Source organism: Burkholderia sp. BCC1972, from assembly GCF_905339605.1.
In the GTDB taxonomy this organism is placed as follows: Bacteria; Pseudomonadota; Gammaproteobacteria; order Burkholderiales; family Burkholderiaceae; genus Burkholderia.
In genome coordinates, this window is the sequence record NZ_CAJPGH010000019.1 from 48,065 (window position 1) to 70,491 (window position 22,427).

At 67.7% G+C, this 22,427-nt stretch carries 18 protein-coding genes; 8 read left to right on the forward strand and 10 right to left on the reverse strand.

Annotation, left to right across the window (positions count from 1 at the left end):
* Nucleotides 1–58 precede the first annotated feature (58 nt).
* Nucleotides 59–631: a DUF1415 domain-containing protein gene (locus U5798_RS24700; protein ID WP_124453212.1), complete on the forward strand. Its 573-nt coding sequence runs from the start codon at nucleotides 59–61 to the stop codon at nucleotides 629–631.
* A gap of 55 nt (nucleotides 632–686) precedes the next feature.
* Here U5798_RS24700 and U5798_RS24705 read toward each other — a convergent pair whose 3' ends face one another.
* The 5 genes from U5798_RS24705 to U5798_RS24725 all read right to left on the reverse strand — a co-directional run bounded on the left by U5798_RS24705 (nucleotide 687) and on the right by U5798_RS24725 (nucleotide 4,566).
* Nucleotides 687–1,577, reverse strand: coding sequence for an SAM-dependent methyltransferase (locus tag U5798_RS24705; protein ID WP_322083514.1), 891 nt, complete (start codon nucleotides 1,575–1,577; stop codon nucleotides 687–689).
* A gap of 95 nt (nucleotides 1,578–1,672) precedes the next feature.
* Nucleotides 1,673–2,806 (reverse strand): class I SAM-dependent methyltransferase, encoded by a 1,134-nt coding sequence (locus U5798_RS24710; protein WP_322083515.1) that lies wholly within the window; start codon nucleotides 2,804–2,806, stop codon nucleotides 1,673–1,675.
* 136 nt (nucleotides 2,807–2,942) lie between these two features.
* Nucleotides 2,943–3,275 carry a YegP family protein gene (locus U5798_RS24715; RefSeq protein WP_124453227.1) on the reverse strand — a complete coding sequence of 111 codons (333 nt, stop codon included), beginning with the start codon at nucleotides 3,273–3,275 and terminating at the stop codon, nucleotides 2,943–2,945.
* A gap of 153 nt (nucleotides 3,276–3,428) precedes the next feature.
* Nucleotides 3,429–3,923 carry an LEA type 2 family protein gene (locus tag U5798_RS24720; protein WP_322083516.1) on the reverse strand — a complete coding sequence of 165 codons (495 nt, stop codon included), beginning with the start codon at nucleotides 3,921–3,923 and terminating at the stop codon, nucleotides 3,429–3,431.
* Between the two features lie 415 nt (nucleotides 3,924–4,338).
* Entirely contained in the window at nucleotides 4,339–4,566 is a 228-nt protein-coding gene (locus U5798_RS24725; protein WP_185658184.1) for a hypothetical protein, read from the reverse strand.
* On the opposite strand from U5798_RS24725, the gene U5798_RS24730 reads away from it, so the two are divergent.
* Nucleotides 4,565–6,733 (forward strand): M1 family metallopeptidase, encoded by a 2,169-nt coding sequence (locus U5798_RS24730; protein WP_124453230.1) that lies wholly within the window; start codon nucleotides 4,565–4,567, stop codon nucleotides 6,731–6,733. The two genes, U5798_RS24725 and U5798_RS24730, sit on opposite strands and share 2 nt — an antisense overlap.
* 120 nt (nucleotides 6,734–6,853) lie before the next feature.
* Here U5798_RS24730 and U5798_RS24735 read toward each other — a convergent pair whose 3' ends face one another.
* Nucleotides 6,854–7,774, reverse strand: a complete 921-nt coding sequence (locus tag U5798_RS24735; RefSeq protein ID WP_322083517.1) for a LysR family transcriptional regulator — start codon at nucleotides 7,772–7,774, stop codon at nucleotides 6,854–6,856.
* A gap of 161 nt (nucleotides 7,775–7,935) precedes the next feature.
* On the opposite strand from U5798_RS24735, the gene U5798_RS24740 reads away from it, so the two are divergent.
* Both U5798_RS24740 and U5798_RS24745 read left to right on the forward strand, forming a co-directional pair.
* Entirely contained in the window at nucleotides 7,936–8,913 is a 978-nt protein-coding gene (locus U5798_RS24740) for a zinc-binding alcohol dehydrogenase family protein (protein ID WP_322083518.1), read from the forward strand.
* A gap of 24 nt (nucleotides 8,914–8,937) precedes the next feature.
* Complete coding sequence (locus U5798_RS24745) at nucleotides 8,938–9,090, forward strand: DUF1427 family protein (RefSeq protein WP_081051886.1); 153 nt, start codon at nucleotides 8,938–8,940, stop codon at nucleotides 9,088–9,090.
* 33 nt (nucleotides 9,091–9,123) lie between these two features.
* Here U5798_RS24745 and U5798_RS24750 read toward each other — a convergent pair whose 3' ends face one another.
* A complete protein-coding gene (locus U5798_RS24750; RefSeq protein WP_322083519.1) occupies nucleotides 9,124–10,152 on the reverse strand; it encodes a transporter in 1,029 nt (342 codons plus the stop codon).
* Between the two features lie 206 nt (nucleotides 10,153–10,358).
* Nucleotides 10,359–11,327: a phage tail protein gene (locus tag U5798_RS24755; protein WP_124453238.1), complete on the reverse strand. Its 969-nt coding sequence runs from the start codon at nucleotides 11,325–11,327 to the stop codon at nucleotides 10,359–10,361.
* A gap of 121 nt (nucleotides 11,328–11,448) precedes the next feature.
* Between U5798_RS24755 and U5798_RS24760 the strand changes: the two genes are divergently transcribed.
* From U5798_RS24760 to U5798_RS24775, 4 genes are all read left to right on the forward strand, one after another.
* The gene (locus tag U5798_RS24760) at nucleotides 11,449–12,294 is read left to right on the forward strand and encodes a M15 family metallopeptidase (protein WP_124453240.1); all 846 of its coding nucleotides are present in this window, start codon (nucleotides 11,449–11,451) and stop codon (nucleotides 12,292–12,294) included.
* 301 nt (nucleotides 12,295–12,595) lie between these two features.
* Entirely contained in the window at nucleotides 12,596–16,543 is a 3,948-nt protein-coding gene (gene tssM / locus U5798_RS24765) for a type VI secretion system membrane subunit TssM (RefSeq protein ID WP_124453242.1), read from the forward strand.
* Nucleotides 16,540–17,529 carry a type VI secretion system-associated protein TagF gene (tagF, locus tag U5798_RS24770; RefSeq protein WP_124453244.1) on the forward strand — a complete coding sequence of 330 codons (990 nt, stop codon included), beginning with the start codon at nucleotides 16,540–16,542 and terminating at the stop codon, nucleotides 17,527–17,529. The genes tssM and tagF overlap by 4 nt, the downstream gene beginning before the upstream one ends.
* A 4-nt stretch (nucleotides 17,530–17,533) precedes the next feature.
* Nucleotides 17,534–18,484, forward strand: coding sequence for an OmpA family protein (locus U5798_RS24775; RefSeq protein ID WP_322083520.1), 951 nt, complete (start codon nucleotides 17,534–17,536; stop codon nucleotides 18,482–18,484).
* 76 nt (nucleotides 18,485–18,560) lie between these two features.
* On the opposite strand, the gene tssA is transcribed toward U5798_RS24775, so the two are convergent.
* Together tssA and tssH are read right to left on the reverse strand one after the other, a co-directional pair.
* On the reverse strand, nucleotides 18,561–19,682 hold the full coding sequence (gene tssA / locus U5798_RS24780) for a type VI secretion system protein TssA (protein WP_322083521.1): 1,122 nt from the start codon (nucleotides 19,680–19,682) through the stop codon (nucleotides 18,561–18,563).
* Nucleotides 19,683–19,726: 44 nt separating this feature from the next.
* The gene (tssH, locus tag U5798_RS24785; protein ID WP_322083522.1) at nucleotides 19,727–22,396 is read right to left on the reverse strand and encodes a type VI secretion system ATPase TssH; all 2,670 of its coding nucleotides are present in this window, start codon (nucleotides 22,394–22,396) and stop codon (nucleotides 19,727–19,729) included.
* Nucleotides 22,397–22,427: the final 31 nt, after the last annotated feature.

The window sequence follows — 22,427 nt, forward strand, 5'->3', positions numbered from 1 at the left end:
GCCCGGCGGGCCCGCTACAATGCGGCCCTCGCCGCTCTTCCGCCCGACTGGTTTTACGATGACCGACACCCGCCCCGAATCGCACGACGACATCCTCGCCGCCACGCGGCACTGGCTCGCGCGCGCGGTGATCGGGCTCAACCTGTGCCCGTTCGCGAAAAGTGTCTATGTGAAGGAACAGGTGCGCTACGCGATCAGCGACGCGACGACGCTGGAAGACGCGCTCGCCGAACTCGAGACCGAGCTGCGCGCGCTCGAGGCGGCGGACCCGCAGCAGGTCGATACGACGCTCGTGATCTACCCGCATGCGTTCGCCGATTTCGTCGACTACAACGACGCGCTGTTCTTTGCCGAGCGGCTCGTGCAGCAGTTGCGGCTCGACGGCGTGCTGCAGATCGCGAGCTTCCACCCGCAATACCGGTTCGAAGGCAGCGAGCCCGACGACATCGAGAACTACACGAACCGCGCGCCGTACCCGATCCTGCACCTGCTGCGCGAAGACAGCATCGCGCGTGCGGTCGACGCGTTCCCGGACGCGTCCGCGATCTACGAAAGGAATCAGGAAACGCTGCGCCGCCTCGGCCACGACGGCTGGCGCGAATGGATGCGCCGGCCGGGCGACGACGTCTGACACGGCGTGTCACGTGCGGCGTGCAACGGGCGGCGTGCGCCGCGCGGGCTGCGTGTCAGCCTTCGGCCGGCTCGACGGCCGCGCCGCCCGTCGCCGCAGCTTCCGCCACGAAGAAGCGCTCGTTCAGTTCGGCCAGGCCGAACATGCCGAGGATCTCGTTCAGCCGCTCGCCGGGGCGCCGGCGCGGCAGGTTCTTGTACTGCGCGATGATCAGCTCGTTCTTCATCGAATGCTCCCAGCCGACCAGCTCGGTCACGCTGACCTGGTAGCCGTGCGCTTCGAGCTGCAGGCAGCGCAGCACGTTGGTGATCTGGCTGCCGAATTCGCGCGTATGCAGCGGATGCCGCCACACCTCGGTCAGCGCGTTCGCGAGCGACTTGCCCTTGTTCTTGCGCAGCACGCCCGCGACTTCCGCCTGGCAGCACGGCACGAGCACGATGTGCTGCGCACGCTTCGCGAGCGCGAAGCGGATCGCGTCGTCGGTCGCCGTGTCGCACGCGTGCAGCGCGGTGACGACGTCGACGGTTTCGGGCAGCTGCGGCGACGTGATCGAATCGGCGACCGACAGGTTCAGGAACGACATGCCGCCGAACCCGAGCCGGGCGGCCAGCTCGGTCGAGCGCGTGACGAGCTCCTCGCGCGTCTCGATCCCGTACACGTGCGACGCGAACGCCGGCGTGCCGTGCCCCGGCTGCTGCTTGAAGAACAGGTCATACAGGATGAAGCCGAGGTATGACTTGCCGGCGCCGTGATCGACGAGCGTCACGCTGCCTTTGTCGGCCTGCACGCCGGCGAGCAGCGGCTCGATGAACTGGAACAGGTGATAGACCTGCTTCAGCTTGCGGCGGCTGTCCTGGTTCAGCTTCCCGTCGCGAGTGAGGATGTGCAGTTCCTTCAGCAGCTCGACGGACTGCTCCGGGCGGATTTCGTGGGTCTTGTTCGACATCGTGATGCGGCGCCGGGCCACGGTCGGTCGACCACGGCCCGGCGGCGGGAATTCGTGAGGAATGGCGACAGTTTACCGAAAATGCGCGGCCAGGCTCAGACGCGCGCGCCGAGCCGCCACAGCGACGTGACTTCGGCCTGGCGCGCCGCATGCAGCGGATCGTCGGCGTCCGTCGACTTCGGATGCGCGGGGCGGATGTCGTCGCGGCCGCGCACGACGAGGCCCGCCTCGTCGATCCATTGCAGCAGCGTCGCCCGCGACCGCAGGCCGAGATGCTCCGCGAAATCGGACAGGATCAGCCAGCCTTCGCCGCCCGGCTCGAGGTGCGCGACAAGCCCCGCGAGGAAGCCGCGCAGCATGCGGCTGTCGGGGTCGTAGACCGCGTATTCGATCGGCGCGCTCGGCCGGGCCGGCACCCACGGCGGGTTGCAGACGACGAGCGGCGCACGGCCGGCCGGAAACAGGTCGGCTTCGACGACGTCGACCTGGCCGGCATGGCCGAGTCGCGCGACGTTCTCGCGCGCGCAGGCCAGCGCACGCGGATCCTGGTCGGTCGCGACGATGCGCTCGACGCCGCGCGACGCCAGCACGGCCGCCAGCACGCCGGTGCCGGTGCCGATGTCGAACGCGAGCGACATGGCCGGCAGCGGCGCGCGCGCGACGAGGTCGACGTATTCGCCGCGCACCGGCGAGAACACGCCGTAGTGCGGGTGGATCGGCGCGCCGCCGAGCGCCGGGATCGGTACGCCCTTCTTGCGCCACTCGTGTGCGCCGACGAGACCGAGCAGTTCGCGCAGCGACACGACCGACGGCACGCCGCCGGGGCCGTACGCCTCCTCGCAGGCGGCACGCACGTCGGGCGCACGGCGCAACGGGATCGTGTAGTCGGCGTCGAGCGGAATCAGCAGCATCCCGAGCGTGCGGGCGCGCTGCGACTGCGCGAGACGATGCAGGTTGAATGCGTCGACGCCGGCCGCGGCTTTCGCCTTCTTCGGCTTGCGCTCGACACGGCGCGCCATCGCCTGCACGAGCTGGCGCGCGTTCTGGAAGTCGCCCTGCCAGACGAGCGCGGTGCCCTCGCACGCAAGGCGGTAGGCCGCGTCGGCAGTGAGGCGATCGTCGGCGGGCACCGCGCGCTTCGGCGGTTGCACGCCGGCTTCGGAGCGCCAGCGCACGGCATGATCGGCGCCGTCGGCGTCGGTCCAGTGGAAAACAGGGGAATCGGTCACGCGAACTCGGTTACGGTTGGCTTCAACGGCGGCGGGAATTCACCGCGCGGACCACACCATACCGCGCTTTGCCCGACCGGGCAAAACGGGCGCCGCGGCGCCTGCCCGCAAGCGTTCGCCGCGGCGCAACCGTCAATCAGGCGAGATCGAACGTTTCCGCAACGGGTGCATCGCGCTTGACGGCCGCGATGCCGTTCTCGCGTGCCTGCACGCTGCTGTACGTTTCGCTCGTGCCGATGATCTGGTGGTTGGCCGCCTTAAGATTGAACATGGGCTCGCCGTTGCGGGCGAGCTTGCGCTCGTAGCGCTCGTCGAGCGGCGCATTTTCCCGTACGGACGCGATCCCGTTTCTCGCGCCGCTTTTCTCCTCGTACCGCTCGCTCGCGAGGATGATCTCGCCGTTCGCCGACTTCAGGTGGAAGTAGTACTGACCGTTCGTGGCCTTCATGAGCTCGAATTTTGCCGCCATGGATTTCCCCTAAAAGAATGTCCGACCCTCGGACATCGGCAAGTGTAGGGGCCGCGCCGACAAAAATCGACATGCCATTGAGATAAGCGTTGAAGACCGTCAAATGGTGAATTTTGTTCACATTTGACCGACATTGAATCATGACCCGAGACGCTACCCGCCCCACCCCGGCATGGCAGGCATGCGCAGCGTGCCTGCATCGTTGAAGTGCACGGTGCCGAGCACGCCGCCCGCGAGCCGGCCGCGCAGCGCATACGGCAGTTCGCCGCTCGCGGCCGCGCCGGGCAGGTTCCACGCCTGCCGCGCGGCGGCGAAAGCCGATACCGAAACGGGCACGTCGAGCACGGCCTCGCCGAAACGCGGCACGGTGCCCGCACGATCGCTGACGCCGCTCGCGAACAGCGTGCCGTTCAGGTCGAGCGCAACCGCGATGCCGTCGTAGTCGATCGGGGCATCGTTCGGATTCTGCACGCGCAACTTCAGGTTGAAGCGCATCTCGAGCCCCTCCCCGACGAGCGGATCGAGCCCGGCCACCGACACGCTCAGCGGCGCCCGCGTCAGCCCCGCGCAACCGCCGAGCAGCAGCACGGCGGCGAACAACATCAGCATGGCGCGCAGCGGCGCGAAACGAAACGGGGTACGTGGCATAGGAGGGCCTCCTCGCGGCGATCGGTGAACGGGTCGTCGATGCATTGTACCGAGCGTGCCGCGCCACGCCGGATTTCGTAGTTTCTGCAGCAACACAAGATCGTTAATAGATTAAAACTACGAAATCATCAGCCAGACTGAAGCGTATTAACGACTTCCAGCATTCAATGAAGCGCGTAGAAATCAATAGATGCTCTTTCTAAATTTTTCGTTTCCTTTACCCAAAACCATCAAGTATATTTACGCATCCTTGGAGCAAGCCGACAAACCTTGAAGCCGCATGACGGCGAATTTACGGAACGGCAACACGCCTTCCTTCCGTCCTGCGGACTGGCCCGGCCAGCCCCGTAGGTCGTCGGTTCAAAGGGATTGCGCGCCCGCGCCGGGCGTGCGGCCCCGTGTCGTGCGCGCGAAATCAATTCAGTACAACACGCGTCCGGCCATTTTGAACCGGCCAGTTAACCAATATCCGGAAATCCAGAGGGGGCAGTAAACCATGATTACCTTCACGTAGTCGGCCGCCGCTTTTTTCGAATAATCCGTCATTGCCATTTTTTCGTCGTTGATTAACGGCGAGGGGATTGCTTTGTCCGGCGTTTTCGCAGCACTGAACGATTCTTTCTACAATCGAGGTTTCAGTCATGTCGATCCATATTCGCAAGATGCGTTATCTGCCGCTCGTCGCCGCACTGGCACTCGCCGGGTGCGGCGGCGACGACGGCGGTGCGGGCTCCGCTTCCGCGCTCAGCTCCGCCGGCGCGCCGCATTCGGGCTCGTCGCCCGCCGTCACCGCGCCGCCGAGCGCATCCAACGTCGACAAGAGCGTGTCGCCTGTCGAGTTGCCGGACACCGTGGTGCCCGTGAACTACCGGCTGTGGTTCCGCCCGAACGAAGCGCTGAACGCGTTCGACGGTCGCGCCGACGTCGAAATCAAGGTGTTGAAGCCGGTCAACAACATCGTGATCGCCGGCCACCGGATCAAGTTCACGAACGGCCGCATCACGCTGCAGCCGGGCAACATCCAGCTGATCGCGACGCCGCAGGACAAGGGCGACTTCTACCAGCTGCGCCCCGTGAGCGGCACGATCTCGCCGGGCAACTATTCGCTGCACATGGAATGGTCGGGCATCATCAATTTCAAGTCGTACGACGATCCGGTCGCGAAGACGGGCGGCAGCTGCGGCGACGATCCGTATCCGGGCTGCTCGGCCGCGGAAGGCATCTTCCGCGTCGACCTGAAGGGCACCGATGGCAAGACGAGCGGCGCGATCCTGACGCAGGGCGAAACCAACCTGTCGCGCCAGTGGTTCCCCGGCTGGGACGAACCGGCCTTCCGCCCGACCTATGAAGTGACGGCCGAAGTGCCGCAGAACTGGCGCGTCGTGTCGAACGCGGCCGAGAAGCCGTCGACCAACGTCGGCGGCGGCTACAAGCTCGTGCAGTTCGACAAGACCCCGCCGATGCCGTCGTACCTGCTGTTCTTCGGCGGCGGCCTGTTCGACACGTACGAGGACGACTTCACGAGCCCGCTGCCGGGCGGCAAGGGCGGCCTGCACCTGCGCGTGTTCACGCCGCCGGGCATGAGCGACTGGGCGAAGCCGGCGATGGACCGCACCAAGCAGGCGCTCGACTTCTACTACCGCTACACCGGCATCGCGCTGCCGCTGACGAAGTTCGACACGGTGGCCGCGAACGACGCGTTCAAGGATCAGAAGGACCTGAACTTCGGCGGGATGGAGAACTGGGGCTCGATTCTCGAGTTCGCCGACGACATCCTGCCGCAGCCGGGCCAGCCGATGTCGCACTACGGAAACGAGGTGCTGACGCACGAAGTCGCGCACCAGTGGTTCGGCGATCTCGTCACGGCCGACTGGTGGGACAACGTCTGGCTCAACGAGTCGTTCGCGACGTTCTTCGAGACGAAGACGACGATCCAGTTCTTCCCCAACGAGTTCAGCTGGCTCGACCAGGTGAAGAACAAGTACCGCGTGATCAATCGTGACATCGGCCCGAACGCGTTCCCGGTCGCGCCGAACTTCAACGGCTGGGCGTCGAACGACTTCGTGCTGAGCGCCAGCGCGTTCACGTACGACAAGGGCGGCCACGTGCTGAAAACGCTCGAGAACTATCTCGGCGAGCAGACGCTGCGCCGCGGCCTGCAGCAGTACCTGGTCGACTACTCGTTCGGCAACGGTACGCCGAAGCGCCTGTGGGATGCGCTGTCGAAGGAAAGCGGCCAGTCGATCGGCGCGATCGGCGACAGCTACGTGCGCCAGACCGGCGTGCCGCTGATCTCGCTCGACACGCAGTGCGACCTGACGAAGAACCAGACGGTCGTCACGCTGAAACAGCAGCCGTTCCCGAACAAGAACGCGTATCCGGGCGTGCAGTGGACGGTGCCGATCACGCTCGCGTACGGCCAGGGTCTCGCGAAACGCACGACGCTCGCGCTGAAGGACACGCAGACGCAGACGCGGATCGACGGCTGCACGGGCGTGGTCGCCGACCCGAGCGGTCTCGACTACTACGTCGTGAACTACAGCGACGCGGCCTGGAGCGGGCTGCTCACGCAGGTCAACGGCTCGACCGATCCGGTGCTGCTGGCGAACCTGAAGAGCGAAGCCGCGCTGCTCGTCGCGAACAACCTCGCGCCGGCCTCGCGCTCGACGTCGATCGGCTCGGTCGCTTCGCCGGCCGCGATGAAGCTGCGCCAGACGCCGACCTTCGGCGGCGTCGAGCTGACGACGAAGGAACGCCCGGCACTGCACTACCAGGGCGTCTTCAAGCCGCGCAAGGTAGTGACGCAGTAACGGTGCGCAGCCGGCCGGCGCCGCGCAGCCTGCGGCGCCGGCCGGCGTACCGGTTTCTCCGACCTTTGACGGGCCTCGCGTGCGAGGCCCTTTTTTCTTGCGGCCGGCGCCCGCTTGCCGTCACGCCCACGCGGCATCCCACGCCGGCTGCGCGAACCACGTCGCGAGGAACGCGACGAGTTTCGACGTCCGGGCGCTGCCGCGCGCCTGCTGGCGCAGCACGTGAATCGTCGCCGGTTCGGGTGCTGCCGCGTACTGCGGCAGCACCGCGCGCAACCGGCCGTCGCGCAGCGCGTCCCCCGCGAGCCAGGTCGGCAGGTGCGCGAGACCGAGCCCGTCGAGCGCCGCCTCGAGCAACGCCTCCGAATGATTGCTGCGAAACCGCGGCTGCGCCGGCACGTGGCGACGCTCGCCGAAGCGCCACGCGCCCGGCGGCGGCGCGCCGTGCCACGCGAGACAGTCGTGGGCGACGAGCGCATCCGGCGATGCGGGCTCGCCGCGCCGCGCGAGATAGGCCTCGCTTGCGCACAGCACGCGCCGCTGCGGCGCCAGCACGGTCGCGACCAGGCGCGTGTCCTCGAGCGGACCGATGCGTACCGCGAGGTCGGCGTCGGTACCGAGCCGCGCGCCCTGCAGGTCGACCATGCTGTCGGTCAGCACCAGGTCGACCTGCAGCGCCGGATGACGCTGCATGAACGCGGCCAGCGCGGCCATCAGGTGCCGCCGGCCGAACGGCGCCGGACAGTCGACGCGCAGCAGCCCGCTCGGCTCGTCGTGCTGGCTGTGCAGGTCTTCCTGCAGGCCGCGCAGTTCGGCCAGCATCCGCGTCGCGCGCTCGTACAGCAGCTGCCCGGCCTCGGTCGGCCGCAGCGCGTGCGTGGTGCGATGCAGGAGGCGGATGCCGAGCTGCGCCTCCAGGCGGTCGATGCGCCGCGTGACCGACGACGCGGCGACGCCGAGCCGGCGCGCGGCCGCCGAGAAGCTCTGTTGATCGACCACGTCGACGAACAGCGCGAGATGCGGGGAAAGGAAGTCGTCCATGCGGGGCCTTCGGATTTGGCTATGCGTTTATCGCAAAACAATCATCCGCCTTTGCATGTTTCCGCGTCAAATCGCGCCGACTAGACTGCACCCATCCTTTTCATCCGCTGCACGCGCCGGCCCGCCGGGCCGCACGGCAGCCATCCGTCACGGAGATCATCATGCGCAGCATCCGCTTCGACGCCCCCGCCGCCGACATCGAGTCGCTCGACGCGCGCGTCCGGGAAATCGACACGCCCGTCCCGGCCGACGGCCAGATGCTGATCGAGGTGCGCGCGGCCGGCGTGAACCCGAGCGACGTGAAGGCCGCGCTCGGCCGCATGCCGCACGCGGTGTGGCCACGCACGCCCGGGCGCGACTGGGCCGGCATCGTGCGCAGCGGCCCGGACGGCTGGATCGGCGCGCCGGTGTGGGGCTCGGGCGGCGATCTCGGCGTCGGGCGCAACGGCTCGCACGCGGAATGGCTCGTGCTCGATGCGGCACAGGTGCGCCGCAAGCCGGCCGTGCTGACGCTCGACGAAGCGGCCGGCGTCGGCGTGCCGTTCGTCACGGCGTACGAAGGCTTGCGCCGGGCCGGCATGCCGGCGGCCGGCGACGTCGTGCTCGTGTTCGGCGCGAACGGCAAGGTCGGCCAGGCCGCGATCCAGCTCGCGAGTGCGCACGGCGCGACCGTGATCGGCGTCGAGCGCAGCGCCGGCGGCTATCGCGGCCACGCGTCGGGCGACGTGCACATGATCGACGCGTCGAAGGAACCGGTGGCCGACGCGGTGCGCGCGGCGACCGGCGGCCACGGCGCGGACATCGTCTACAACACGGTGGGCAGCCCGTATTTCGAAGCCGCGAACGCGTCGATGGCGATCGGCGCGCGGCAGATCTTCATCTCGACGATCGACCGCAGCGTGCCGTTCGACATCTTCGCGTTCTATCGCGGCCAGCATACGTTCGTGGGCATCGATTCGCTGCAGCTCGGCGGCGCGGCGGTCGCGCAGATCCTCGACACGCTCGCGCCCGGCTTCGGCAACGGCACGCTGCGCCCGTTCCCGATCGGCGACGACTACGTGTACCCGCTCGAGCGCGCGCACGACGCGTACCGCGCGGTGCTGGCCGGTGCGCGCGAGCGCGTGATCCTCAAGCCCTGACGCCGGACTACACGGGAGACCGCCATGATGGATTACGTGACTTCGCTCGCAGTGGGCCTCGGCGTCGGCGTGCTGTATGCGCTGCTGCACGTGCGCTCGCCGGCCCCGCCGCTCGTCGCGCTCGTCGGCCTGCTCGGGATGGTGATCGGCGAGCGCGCGATCGCGCTGCTGCGTTGACGGGCCGCCGCGGCAGCCGCGGCCGCGGCTGCGCTAGCGGTCGTCGCGACGGCGGAACGCCCACCATGCGGCGAGCGCGGTGAAGCCCGCGACGAGCAGCACCATCAGCCAGAAGCCGTGCTTGTTTTCGGAAAACGGCACGCCGCCGACGTTCATCCCGAAGAAGCCCGCGACGATGTTGATCGGCAATGCGATCACGGTCACGAGCGTCAGCGTGAACAGCGTCCGGTTGTTCTGTTCGTCGAGGCGCGAGCCGATCTCTTCCTGCAACAGCTTGATCCGCTCGTTGAGCCCCGCCAGGTCGGCGAGCACCAGCGAGAACTCCTCGGTCGATTCGCGCAGCTCCTGCACGTCTTCCAGGTGCAGCCACGCGGGCGGCTTCGCGAGCAGCCGGAAGATCGAACCGGGTTCCGGCGCGAGCATGCGCTGCAGGCGCGTCAGCGTGCGGCGCATCGCCCCGAGCTCGATGCGGCTCGACGTGAGCCGCTGCGACAGGAAGCGATCCTCGATGCGATCGACGTCGATGCTCGTGCGCCGCATGATCTGGATCAGCAGGTCGGCCTGGTCGCGCAGCAGGTGCACGAGCAGTTCCGCGGGCGACCTGAACTGCTCGCCGTCGCGCACGCACGCGCGCAGCGTGTCGACCGAGCGCAGCGGCTTGAGCCGCGCGGTCACCATGATGCGCTGCTCGACGTGGACGAACAGCGTCGCGATTTCCGACGGCGTCAGCTCGAGATTGAATATCACGTCGTTGACGATCGCGCGCAGCGCGCCGTCTTCCTGCTCGATGCGGGTCGAACGCGACCCTTCGTGGAGAAACTCGAAGAAACTGTCGGGCAGCCCGAGATGGGTGCGCATCCAGCGCTCGCTCGCGCCATGCGCGAGATTGAAGTGCAGCCAGACGAAATCGCCCGACGCGCCCGCATCGTGCGCACGGCACGTGCGCAGCCACGCGGCGGCCGCGTCGGCATCGAGCGTCGCGCCGGAGCCGCCCGGAACGAAGCGGAAGCCGCACACCATGCCGGACGTATCGGCGCCGTAAGTCTGTACGATCAGGTCCATCGTGTCGAAGGTCGTGCGGCGCGCGACGCGCCGCACATCGCGGGTCGCGGGCCCGCGCCGGGAAAAGAAAGGAGACGTATGCCCGACGCGCGTGACGCGCGCGTGACAGCATCGTGCCGCATCATACCGGCAGCCTCCTCGCCCCCAAAGCAACGCGCCGCCCAACGGGCGGCGCGGACCATGCATGGCGGCAGGTGCAAGACGCGTTACTGCCGCGTCTCCGACTGCGCGGCGCTCGGGCACGCGGGGTCCTTGCCCCAGTGGCCGTCACACACGCGCCAGCGGCACAGCTGGTCTTCGAAGAAACCGCGTTCCGAACATTCCTTCACGCGCGACGACAGCGAGCCGGTCGTCGCCGCCGTCTTGGTCGGCACGACCTGCCCCTTCTGCGCGGCGAGTTTCTTGTCGGCCGGCTTCGTGCGCGCGACGAGCGCCGCGAGCAGATCGGCATCCGGATCGTCCTTGGCCGCTTTCGCGGTACGGGTCGACGTCGCGTCGCGGCGCTTCTTCGCCTGCGCGAGCTCCGCCTCTTGTTCCTTCCGATGCTTGCGGGCCTCGGCCTTTGATTCGGCCTTCGTGTCGGCCTTGCCGTGCGCCGCGACCTTCGTGTTCTTCGCGGCATCGGCCTTCGCAGCTTTGGTCGTCGCGACGGCGGCGGCCGTGGCGGCTGCGGCTGCACCGGCGGTGGCTGCGCCCGATGCGTCGGCGGCGCCGTTGGCCAGTGCGCGCGACAGGCGGCTGCCGTCCGCGGCGGACGCGGCCGGTGCGGATGCAACGGTCTGGGAAGCCGAATCGTCGTTGACGATCGTGGCCGGTTGGACGGCGGGCGCCGCGGATGCACCATTCTGCGCGACCTGCGCGGCGGCGCTGCTGGCCGGTACGGCCTTGGCCGGCGCGGCTGCGGCGGGCTCGGCGGCGGCCGTCGCGGCGACGACCTGCTCGCCCGAGTGCTGCTGCATGCGCCACGCGCCCCAGCCGCCGACGGCGACCACCAGTGCGACGACAGCGGCGATCGGCGCCTTCAGCGAACGGCGCGGCGGTTCGGCGGGCGGCGTGACACGGCCTTCCAGATTCGCGAGAATGCGCGACTGCTGAGGTCCTCCCTCGCCTGCCGGTTTCGTATCGGACAGCAGGCTGGGCGGAGTTTTCGAATTTGAATTTTCCGGCGCACTCATTCAGCGTCTCATTGAATCCTGGTTTAATTCACCGCGATAATATAGCCCGGCCTCTCGAAGCAGCCTGATTCTAAGAGCAAGCATTGCAAAACACAATCAATTCCAATTTCCGGGGATTTCTTTGATTGCCGTCGCACTCGTCGCCTATTTCGCCCTTGCCGTAGCGGTCGCGGCACTGTTGCTTTTACCGGGTATCCGCGCGACCGTTTTCGAATCCGTCGCCCAGTTTCACGGCCGTCTTACGCGCCGTGCGAACGATCGCGCCGCGCGTACGCGGAGTCAGATTGTTAAATCGGCAAGCGCGACGCGCGGCGCATTAAACGATGTGCAAAATTTACTGGTTCGCCGGCGCTTGATGATTATGGTATCGGCAGGTATTCTTGCGACGCCGCCATTGGTCGCCATTGCTTTACGCGGCCGGCAATTGTTCCAGTACGACGACACGGCGCGCGTGCCCGACGAGAAGATCGCCGCGCTGCTGCAGGGCGAGCAGCTCGTGCCGCCGCCGCCGCTGCCGCCGGAAGTCTTCGCCACCAAGGAAGTCGAGCAGATACGCCCGGCGCTGAAGGATGCGAGCCGCGACTGGAACCTGCTGGACCCGGATTTCCGTACGCGTTTGCTGCTGGTCTACAAGATCATGCACGAACAGCACGGTTATGAAATGGCGCTGCTGGAAGGGTACCGAAGCCCGGAACGGCAGAACCGGCTGGCGCAAATGGGCGGCAACGTGACCAACGCGGCAGCCTTCCAGAGTTATCACCAATTCGGGCTGGCGGCCGACAACGCATTCCTGCGCGACGGCAAGCTGGTCATTTCCGAGAAAGATCCCTGGGCGATGCGCGGCTACCAGTTGTACGGCCAGGTCGCCGAAGAAGTCGGACTGACCTGGGGCGGCCGATGGAAAATGATGGATCTCGGGCACGTGGAATACCATAAACCCGGTTTTAAACTGGGACGCGGCAGCTAGCCAGGGCTGCCGGACAGGAAATAATGAGGGCGGCATGGGGCTTCTTAATATCGCGGCAGGAAACGATATGGGCGACACAAAAAATCGGGCATTCCGGTGCGCGATTTTTTCCGGCCGCCGCTTCCGTTTTAAATCTCACAGCGTCCTTTCATTAATGCGCGCGCCTTCTCCGATGCCGCGGGCGCATTGATGCCAGCCCCCTTCATCCCGTTTGACAGCATGGCGACACATCGCGGCGCCACCCTTGCCGCTCGGCGCGCCTGCGTCGCCTCACCGAATCGCACCGGAACCTGAACGTCCTATGCAACGCATCCTCAACGTGCTGACTCATCCGCGTACGCTCTCGATTGTCGGGATCGTCGCGCTAGCGGCGATCCTCTTCATCGTCGCCGACATGCTGCAGCTGCCGCTCCTGTGGGCGGCGATCGCGTTCGCGGCGATCCTCGCGCTGTGGCTCGTCGTCGCGCTGTGGCGCCGCTGGCGCGTGAAGCGCGCGAACCAGCAGCTCGGCCAGGTGCTCGAAGAGCAGGCGGAAACCGGCAAGATCACCGCGCCCGCCGCCGCCGCGCTCGCGCCCGATTCGAAGACCGCCGACCTCGACGTGCTCCGCACGCGCCTGTCGGATGCGGTGAAGACGATCAAGACCTCGAAGATCGGCCAGGTGTCGGGCGGCTCCGCGCTGTACGAACTGCCGTGGTACATCGTGATCGGCAACCCGGCCGCGGGCAAGAGCAGCGCCGTGCTCAACTCCGGCCTGCAATTTCCGTTCGCGGACAAGAACAGCGCCGTGATCCACGGCATCGGCGGCACGCGTAACTGCGACTGGTTCTTCACGACCGAAGGCATCCTGCTCGACACGGCCGGCCGCTACTCGGTGCACGAGGAAGACCGCAGCGAGTGGCTCGGCTTCCTCGGCCTGCTCAAGCGCTATCGCCCGAAGGCACCGATCAACGGCATCATCGTCACCGCGAGCATCGCCGAACTCACCGGCAACCGCCCCGAGTTCGCGATCAACCTCGCGAAAAACCTCCGTCAGCGCGTTCAGGAGCTGACCGAAAAGCTGGAAGTGTTCGCGCCGGTCTATGTGATGTTCACGAAGGCCGACCTGATCACCGGCTTCACCGAGTTCTTCAGCAGCAGCGACAAGCACGAGTACGACCGCGTGTGGGGCGCCACCCTGCCCTACGAGCCCGACGACAAGCGTGACGTCGTCGCACAGTTCGACACGCACTTCGAGGAGCTGTACGAAGGGCTGAAGGAAATCAGCGTCGCGCAGCTGTCGCTGTCGCGCGGCAACCAGCTGTCGCCGGGCCAGTTGAGCTTTCCGCTCGAATTCTCGACGATCAAGCCGTCGCTGCGCGCGTTCCTCGCGACGCTGTTCGAGAACAACCCGTTCCAGTACAAGCCGATCTTCCGCGGCTTCTATTTCACCAGCGCGCTGCAGGAAGGCGAAACCAACAGCGCGGCCGCGCAGCGCATCGCGCACCGCTTCGGCCTTGACGGAAACGCACTGCCGAAGCCGCACAGCGCGTTCTCGAAGAACGGCTTCTTCCTGCGCGACCTGTTCTCGAAGGTGATCTTCGCCGACCGCCAGACGGTGCGCCAGTTCGCGAGCCCGACCAAGACGCGGCTGCGCTACGCGACCTTCTTCGGCTTCGTCGCGGCGCTCGCGCTCGCGCTCGGCGGCTGGACCTGGTCGACGATCGGCAACCAGCAGCTCGTGTCGAACGTGCAGGCCGACCTCGACAACGTCACGCGCCTGCAGCAGGGCCGCAACGACCTGCAGTCGCGCCTGCAGGCGATGGACATCCTCGAGGACCGGATCGAACAGCTCGAGCAGTTCCGCCGCGACAAGCCGCTGTCGGTGTCGCTCGGCCTGTACCAGGGCGACCGTCTCGAGCAGCACCTGCTGACCGAGTACTACAACGGCGTGCGCCAGATCCTGCTGGCCCCCGTGTCGCAGAACCTCGCGTCGTTCATGAAGGACGTGAACGCGCACCCCGAGCAGCTCGTGCCGATGACGCGCCCGCCCGAATCAGGCGCCGTGCAGGGTGGCGCGATTCCGGTCTCGACCAACGCGGCAGGCGCCGCGCCGCAGGCCGGCGCCGCACTGGCCGCGTCCGGCACAGCGCCGGCCGCCGCCCCGCAACAGGCTGCCGCACCGCAGGGCGGCCTCTACAGCGACGCGTCGCCGACCAACGTCCAGGACGCGTACAACGCGCTGAAGACGTACCTGATGCTGTCCGACAAGCGTCACGTCGAGCAGGCGCACCTGACCGACCAGCTCGCCCGCTTCTGGCGCGGCTGGCTCGAGACGAATCGCGGCAACATGCCGCGTGACGAGATGATCAAGAGCGCCGAGCGCATGATCTCGTTCTACCTGTCCCGCGTGAACGACAACGACTGGCCGATGATCGACGCGAACCTCGCGCTCGTCGACCAGACCCGCGAGAACCTGCGCCGCGTCGTGCGCGGCATGCCGGCCCGCCAGCGCGTCTACGAGGAAATCAAGGCACGCGCGTCGACCCGCTTCGCGCCGATGACCATCGCGCGCATCGTCGGCGACGGCAACCAGTCGCTCGTGGCCGGCAGCTATGCGATTCCGGGCACGTTCACGCGCGAAGCGTGGTTCGACTACGTGCAGCCGGCGATCCGCGACGCAGCGACCAAGGAGCTGCAGGCGAAGGACTGGGTGCTGAACACGTCGACGCAGGACGACCTGACGCTCGAGGGCAGCCCCGAGCAGATCCAGAAGACGCTCGTCGGCATGTACAAGACCGAGTACGCGCAGCACTGGCAGAAGTTCATGCAGGGCATCGCGGTGCAGGGCTTCAGCAGCTTCGGCCAGGCCGTCGACGGGATGAACCGCCTCGGCGACCCGCAGGATTCGCCGATCCGCAAGATCCTCGAGACCGCGTACGACCAGACCTCGTGGGACAACCCGTCGCTCGCGAACGTCGCGATCAAGAAGGCGCAGACGGGCGTCGTGAACTGGGTCAAGCAGCTGTTCACGCGCTCGCAGGCCGGCCAGGTGGCGGCCGCCAACATCGACATCAACGGCAATCCGGCCGAGGTGCCGATGGGTCCGATCGGCCAGGAGTTCATCGGGCTCGCGCGGATCGTCGCGACGCATGACGGCACGTCGATGCTCAAGGGCTACATGGATTCGCTGTCGAAGGTCCGTACCCGCTTCAACGTGATCAAGAACCAGGGCGACCCGGGCCCGGGCGCGCGCCAGCTGATGCAGCAGACGCTCGACGGCAACGGTTCGGAACTCGCCGATTCGCTGAAGCTCGTCGACGAGCAGATGCTGACGGGCCTCACCGACTCGCAACGCAAGTCGCTGCGTCCGCTGCTCGTGCGGCCGCTGATGCAGGCGTTCGCGGTCGTGATCCAGCCGGCCAGCGCCGAAGTCAACAAGGTGTGGAACGCGCAGGTCTACCAGCCGTTCCAGAACTCGCTCGCGACGAAGTACCCGTTCGCGGCGAGCGCGAAGGTCGAGGCTGGCGCCGGCGAGATCGCCCAGGTGTTCGGTCCGGACGGCTCGATCGCGAAGTTCGTCGGCACGACGCTCGGGCCGCTCGCGGTGCGCCGCGGCGACACGCTCGCCGCCCGCACGTGGGGCGACATGGGCATCGGCCTCACGCCGGACTTCACGAACGGCTTCGCACGCTGGGTCGCACCGCTCGCGGGCGGTGCCGCCGGCAGCGCGGCCGCGTCGTCCGAGCCGCAGACCGTGTTCCAGATCCTGCCGCAGCCGAGCACGGGTACGACGGAATACACGATCGCGATCGACGGCCAGCAACTGCGCTACCGCAACACGCCGCCGCAGTGGACCAACTTCGTGTGGCCGAACCCGCAGGGCTCGCCGGGCGCGACGCTGTCCGCGACGACCTTCGACGGCCGCACGGTGCAGCTCGTCAACGAGCCGGGCCGCTACGGTCTCGAGAAGCTGATCAACTCGGCGCAGCGCAAGCGCCGCCCGGACGGCACCTTCGACCTCACGTGGGCGCAGGGCAGCGTGAACGTGTCGGTGACGATGCGCATCATCAGCACGTCGCAACCGTCCAGCGGCGGCGGTGACCAGCCGCAGCAGCAGAGCCTGCGCGGCCTGCAGCTGCCGTCGTCGGTCGCCGACGCGAGCACCGGCGCCGCGCAGAATGCAACCCAGTCCGCCGGCACGGGCACGCCGGCCGCGGCGCCGGCCGTCGCGGCCGCCAACGCAACGAATGCACAGGGGGCGCAATGACGCAAACCGTTCAGGCGCAAATCGCCTACTTCGGCAAGATTCCGTCGCGCGGCGACTTCGTCAAGAGCGCACACAATCCGCAGCTGCTGCAGACGCTCGACCACTGGATCGCGCAGGCGCTGGAGCTGCTCGCGGAAGATCCGCGCTGGAAGATCGTCTACGAGGATGCGAAGCCGATGCATTTCGCGTTCCTCGGCTCGCGCAGCAAGCTCGCGATCGCGGGCCACATGGTCGCGAGCCACGACGTGTCGATGCGCCGCTTCCCGTTCCTCGGCGCGACCGCGCTCGAGGTCGACCGGCCGATCGCGTTCCTCGCGCGCAGCCCGCTCGCGTTCGCGCGGCTATGGTCGCGCGTCGCCACGCAGATCCCGCCGCTGCTCGGCAAGGACGAACCGCCCGGCGCGCTGCAGGCGCTCGGCGACACGCAGGTGCCGATCGACGTCGGCGGCCCCGGCACGTCACATGACGGCACCTTCAACGATTTCGTCGAGCACCAGTCGCTGTACGGGCTCCAGCAGATGCTGCTCGAAAGCGGCCATCCGGTGCGGCTGCGCGGCGCGATGCTCGCGCTCGGCTCGCTGCTGCGGCCGGTGATGCAGAGCGGCTCGTCGCACATCGAACGCGGCCTCACGCTGCCGCTGCCGGTCGATCCGTTCTACCGCAGCCTCGTCGCCGCGTTCTGGCTCGAATTGATCGCGCCGTTCGTCGCGCAGGCCGACTTCGAGCTCGCGATCTTCATCGGCACGATCGCCGAGCGCGAACGGCTCATCATCGGCTTCAACGGCGCGTCGGCCAAGACGCTGCTGAGCGTGGTCGACCCGCAGACCTACGCCGCCCACAACATCGACATCGACGATCCCGAGTGGATCGACGCCCATGCGCAAAACGATCAGCAGATCAGCAAGCTCGTCAGCTACCTCGACCAACCGCAACTCTCGCTGCGCGTCGCCATCGACGCGTTCCGCGAAGCGTTCATCGGAGGCTGACGGGATGCATCGCACGATTCACGCCCGGCGCACCCGCTTTTCGGTCGCCCTCTCGCCCGCCCTCGCCGCGCTCTTCGCCGCCGGCCTCGTCGCCAGCAGCGCGGCTTTCGCGCAGAACACCGGCGCGACCGTCACGCCGGTCGGCAACGGCACGGTCGCGACGACCGCGCTGCCGTCGTCGAACCCGAACGCCAGCGCCGCATCCGGCACGGTGGTGCACGGCACCGCCGGCACGATCACGCCGCCGCCCGCGAACGCGACGCCCGGCCAGGTCGTGGCCGGCGGCAAGGTGCCCGACGAGGCGACCAAGGCCGCCGTGCTGCAGAAGCTGCGCGATACCTACGGCGCGACGAACGTCGTCGACCAGATCGAGGTCGGCGACGTCGCGACGCCGCCGAACTGGAGCGCCAACGTGCAGAAGCTGCTCGGCGCGCAGCTCAAGCAGATCAGCAAGGGCCAGTTGAAGATCAACGGCACGCAGATCGAGATGAAGGGCGAGGTGCACAACGAGGCGCAGCGCCAACAGCTCGCGAGCGACATGGCGAACACGCTGAACCCGACGTATACGATCAAGAACGGGCTGCGCGTGTCGGCATCCGAGCAGGGCGTGCTCGACCAGACGCTCGCGAACCGGACGATCGAGTTCGAGACCGGCAGCGCGACGCTGACGCCGCAGGGCCGGCTGATCCTCGACCAGATGGCGGCCGCGCTCGCGAAGATGCAGAACCGCACGGTCGACATCATCGGCCACACCGACAACTCGGGGAACCGGACGTCGAACATCGCGCTGAGCCAGGCGCGCGCGGACGCGGTGAAGGGTTATCTGATCACGAAGAGCATTCCGCCGCAGCAGATGACGACGACGGGGGTGGGCCCGGATCAGCCTATTGCGCCGAATGATACGGCCGATGGGCGGGCGAGGAACCGGCGGATCGAGTTTCGGGTGGGGCAGTAATAGCAGATCGGCCGGCCGTTCCGTGGCGGCGCGGCACCCGACGGGTGGCGGCAGCAATGCGCCACCCGTTTTGCGTTTACGACTGCTCGTCCGGCCGCACGCCCAGCAGTTCGCGAATATGCGACAGCGAGCCGTCGTCCTTCACGACGCTCTCCAGCCACTTGTGCAGCGGCATGTCGGCCCATTCGGCCGCCTTGTCGGCGAGATACGCGACCGGGCTGTGCGGCTCGGTCTGGCGGAAATAACGTGCGACCGCACGCAACTGGTCGACGGCCTGCGCGCGGTTCTGGATGCCGGCGATCATCTGCGTCACCGGGGGACGCGAAGCGGTCTGCTGCTGCACATGAGTCTCCTCGGTCTGGATCGGATTGCCGAAAACCGGCTCGATGCGCTCGGGCTGCGCCTGCGGCGCCGCTTGCGTGTGCGGTGCGCTGCCCGTATAGCCCTGCTCGCGCGCAAAGCGCTCGGCGAGCCGGTACACGGTCTCGAACGCGTCGCGCGCCTGCCGGAAGCTCGGCGCCGAATCGCCCGCGCGCTCGACGAGCCGCTCCTCGAACGCATCGAGCGCGAATTCGAACGCCTTCAGGTTCGCCAGCAGCGTCGTGTAGAACGCGATCGGCGTCACGCGCCGCGACGAATCGATCTGGTCGAGCGACGGCTTGCCGCGCGCGATCTCGTCCGCGTGATCGGGGTCGCGCTTGATCGACTGCGCGACGTGCTGCGCCACTTCCCAGTCGAGCGTGCTGAACGCGTTCGACGCACCGTCCGTCATCGGCACCGCGCGCAGCAGCTCGGCCGTGCGACCGGAGAGCCACGCGACGTTGCCGAGCCGGTATTCGGTGTCCTCGCCTTCGGGCAGCGGGTGCACGGTGTCCCAGAACTCGCGGCACAGGCCCTCGAGCAGCGCATAGCCTTCGGTGAGGCCGGTGATGCCGTCCTCGAGCGCGAGCGCCTCGGTCAGCCACACGCCGAGCCGCAAGTCCTTCGTGCGCGTGCGCAGCAGCTCGCCCGCCTGGTCGACGACGAAGCCCCAGTCGGCCTCCTTGATCTCGGTCACCCATTCGCCCTGGTCGAGCGTCGGATCGTCGTAGCGCCGCGCGTCCTGGATCGCGTCGAATTCGTTCGAAAACAGCAGGTCGTCGCCGCTGGGCGACGCGTCGCTGATCGGCGTCAGCAGCTCGGGGAGATTGATCGGCATGGTTCAGTGAATCCGTTGATGCATGAGATGTCGCGTGCGGGGGCTCATTCGACCGTATAGGCGAATTCGCCGGCCTCGTCCGCACGCACCGCGATGCGCGCGATGGCTTCGCCGTCGGCGATCCGGCCGAGCACGTGGCCCGCGATCTCCGGCAGCAGCGTGCCGTTCAGGATATGGTCGACGTTGCGGGCGCCCGAGTCGACCTCGGTGCAGCGCGCGAGCACCGCCTCGACGAGCGACTCGTCCCATTCGAACGCGGCCTTGTGGTTCGCCTCGATCCGGCGGCGGATGCGCTCGAGCTTCAACTCGATGATCTCGACCAGCACGTCGTCGGAAATCGGGTAGTAGGGCACGACCTTCATGCGCCCGAGGAACGCAGGCTTGAACGTCTTGTACAGCTGCGGACGCAGCGTCTCGGCGAGCGTGTCCGGATCGGGCAGCTCGTCGGCCGGCTTGTTCAGGCAGGCCTGCATCACCGCGGCCGACCCGACGTTCGACGTCAGGATGATCAGCGTGTTGCGGAAGTCGATCTCGCGCCCTTCCGCGTCGTCCATCGCGCCCTTGTCGAACACCTGGAAGAACATCTCGAGCACGTCGGGGTGCGCCTTCTCGACCTCGTCGAGCAGCACGACCGAATACGGGTTGCGGCGCACGGCCTCGGTCAGCACGCCGCCTTCGCCGTAGCCGACGTAGCCGGGGGGCGAGCCTTTCAGGCCCGACACGCTGTGCGCTTCCTGGTACTCGCTCATGTTGATCGTGACCATCTTGCGCTCGCCGCCGTAAAGGATGTCGGCCAGCGCCAGCGCCGTTTCTGTCTTGCCGACGCCCGACGGCCCGACGAACATGAACACGCCGCGCGGCTTGTTCGGATCCTCGAGGTTCGCGGTCGCGGTGCGCACGCGCTGCGCGATCGCCTCCAGCGCATGGTCCTGGCCGATCACGCGCGCGGCGAGCAGCGGCTGCAGGTTCAGCACGGTGTCGATTTCATCCTTCACCATCCGGCCGAGCGGAATGCCCGTCCACGCGGCGACGATCTCCGCGACGACGTGGCCGTCGACCTGCAGCGGCACCATCGGCTCGCCGCCCTGCAGCGCATGCAGCGCCGCCACGCGTTCGGAAAGCTTGTCGCGGGTGGCCTGCACGTCGACCGACTGGCCGTCTTCCGACGGGCCGCGCGCCTTGTCGAGCGTGTCGCGCAGTTCGGTGATCTCGGAGACGATCGCACGCTCGGCTTCGTAGCGTTCTTCATCCTTCGCCAGTTGTTCGAGCGCCGTGTCGCGCGCACCGCGCAGCTCGCCGAGCCGCTCGTCGTGCGGCGCGCCGCCCGCTGTCTCGCGCTCCAGCGACGCGATTTCCGCATCGATCCGCTCGATCCGCTTCTTCGTGTCGTCGATCGCGGCCGGCGTCGCGCTGTGCGCGAGCGCGACCTTCGCGCACGCGGTGTCGAGCACGCTGATCGCCTTGTCGGGCAGCTGGCGGCCGCTGATGTAGCGGTGCGACAGGCGCACGGCCTCGGTGATCGCGTCGTCGAGGATCCGCACGTTGAAGTGCTTCTCCATCAGGCCCGACATCCCGCGCAGCATCGCGGCCGCGAGCGGCTCGCTCGGCTCCTCGACCTTCACGACCTGGAAGCGCCGCGCGAGCGCCGCGTCCTTCTCGAAGTACTTCTTGTATTCGCTCCACGTCGTCGCGGCGATCGTGCGCAGCTCGCCGCGCGCCAGCGCCGGCTTCAGCAGGTTCGCCGCGTCGTTCTGGCCGGCCTGGCCGCCCGCGCCGATGATCGTATGCGCTTCGTCGATGAACAGGATGATCGGATGCGCGCTCTTCTTCACTTCGTCGATCACGCTCTTCAGGCGGTTCTCGAACTCACCCTTCACGCTCGCGCCGGCCTGCAGCAGCCCCATGTCGAGCACGTGCAGCGCCACACCGCGCAGCGGCGGCGGGACATCGTCGGCCGCGATCCGCAGCGCGAGCCCTTCGACGACCGCGGTTTTGCCGACGCCGGCCTCGCCGGTCATGATCGGGTTGTTCTGGCGGCGGCGCATCAGGATGTCGATCGCCTGGCGGATCTCCGCTTCGCGGCCGATCACCGGATCGATCTTGCCGTCGCGCGCGCGCTGCGTGAGGTTGGTCGTGTACGTGTCGAGCGCGGGCGTCTTCGACGAGCCGGCCGCGGGTGCCGCACCGTCGGCGGCCGGCGCCGCACCGCCGTCGTCCGCATCGGACTGGCGCGGCTCGGCCTCGCTCGACCCGGCCACGACCTCGTCGAACTTGTGCTTCAGGTCCGTCACGTTCACTTCCGCGAACTGCGACGACATCCGCTGCGCGAACTGCGCGAGATCCGGCGCGGTCAACAGCGCGAGCAGCAGGTGCCCCGAACGGATGCGGCCGAGCTGCGAATCGAGCGATGCGATCAGCCACGCCTGCTCGAACAGCGCGATCAGGTGCACGGAGAACACCGGCGTACGCGTGTTGCCGGTCTTCAGGCGCGTGAGCTCGCGCTCGAGATCGGCACGCAGTGCATGCGGATCGACACGGCTCGCGCGCAGCGCGAGCGGCAGGTCGCCGGCCGGCTCCTCGAGCAGCGCGAGGAACAGGTGCTCCAGATCGACCTCGTAATGGCCGCGCGCCAGGCACGCGCTTGCCGCACGCTCGGTCGCGTGCCGGCACAGCGGGTTCAGTTTGGTGATCAGGGTCTTCAGAGGCGTGCTCATGGCGTCGATCTCAGGTTCGATTGCGTGTTGT

Excerpts from the sequence above, each read along its gene's own strand:
- U5798_RS24700 (WP_124453212.1), top strand. The coding sequence starts at position 59 with ATGACCGACACCCGCCCCGAATCGCACGACGACATCCTCGCCGCCACG.
- U5798_RS24705 (WP_322083514.1), bottom strand. The coding sequence starts at position 1,577 with ATGTCGAACAAGACCCACGAAATCCGCCCGGAGCAGTCCGTCGAGCTG.
- U5798_RS24715 (WP_124453227.1), bottom strand. The coding sequence starts at position 3,275 with ATGGCGGCAAAATTCGAGCTCATGAAGGCCACGAACGGTCAGTACTAC.
- U5798_RS24720 (WP_322083516.1), bottom strand. The coding sequence starts at position 3,923 with ATGCCACGTACCCCGTTTCGTTTCGCGCCGCTGCGCGCCATGCTGATG.
- U5798_RS24730 (WP_124453230.1), top strand. The coding sequence starts at position 4,565 with ATGTCGATCCATATTCGCAAGATGCGTTATCTGCCGCTCGTCGCCGCA.
- U5798_RS24725 (WP_185658184.1), bottom strand. The coding sequence starts at position 4,566 with ATGACTGAAACCTCGATTGTAGAAAGAATCGTTCAGTGCTGCGAAAAC.
- U5798_RS24735 (WP_322083517.1), bottom strand. The coding sequence starts at position 7,774 with ATGGACGACTTCCTTTCCCCGCATCTCGCGCTGTTCGTCGACGTGGTC.
- U5798_RS24740 (WP_322083518.1), top strand. The coding sequence starts at position 7,936 with ATGCGCAGCATCCGCTTCGACGCCCCCGCCGCCGACATCGAGTCGCTC.
- U5798_RS24745 (WP_081051886.1), top strand. The coding sequence starts at position 8,938 with ATGATGGATTACGTGACTTCGCTCGCAGTGGGCCTCGGCGTCGGCGTG.
- U5798_RS24750 (WP_322083519.1), bottom strand. The coding sequence starts at position 10,152 with ATGGACCTGATCGTACAGACTTACGGCGCCGATACGTCCGGCATGGTG.
- U5798_RS24755 (WP_124453238.1), bottom strand. The coding sequence starts at position 11,327 with ATGAGTGCGCCGGAAAATTCAAATTCGAAAACTCCGCCCAGCCTGCTG.
- tssM (WP_124453242.1), top strand. The coding sequence starts at position 12,596 with ATGCAACGCATCCTCAACGTGCTGACTCATCCGCGTACGCTCTCGATT.
- tagF (WP_124453244.1), top strand. The coding sequence starts at position 16,540 with ATGACGCAAACCGTTCAGGCGCAAATCGCCTACTTCGGCAAGATTCCG.
- U5798_RS24775 (WP_322083520.1), top strand. The coding sequence starts at position 17,534 with ATGCATCGCACGATTCACGCCCGGCGCACCCGCTTTTCGGTCGCCCTC.
- tssA (WP_322083521.1), bottom strand. The coding sequence starts at position 19,682 with ATGCCGATCAATCTCCCCGAGCTGCTGACGCCGATCAGCGACGCGTCG.
- tssH (WP_322083522.1), bottom strand. The coding sequence starts at position 22,396 with ATGAGCACGCCTCTGAAGACCCTGATCACCAAACTGAACCCGCTGTGC.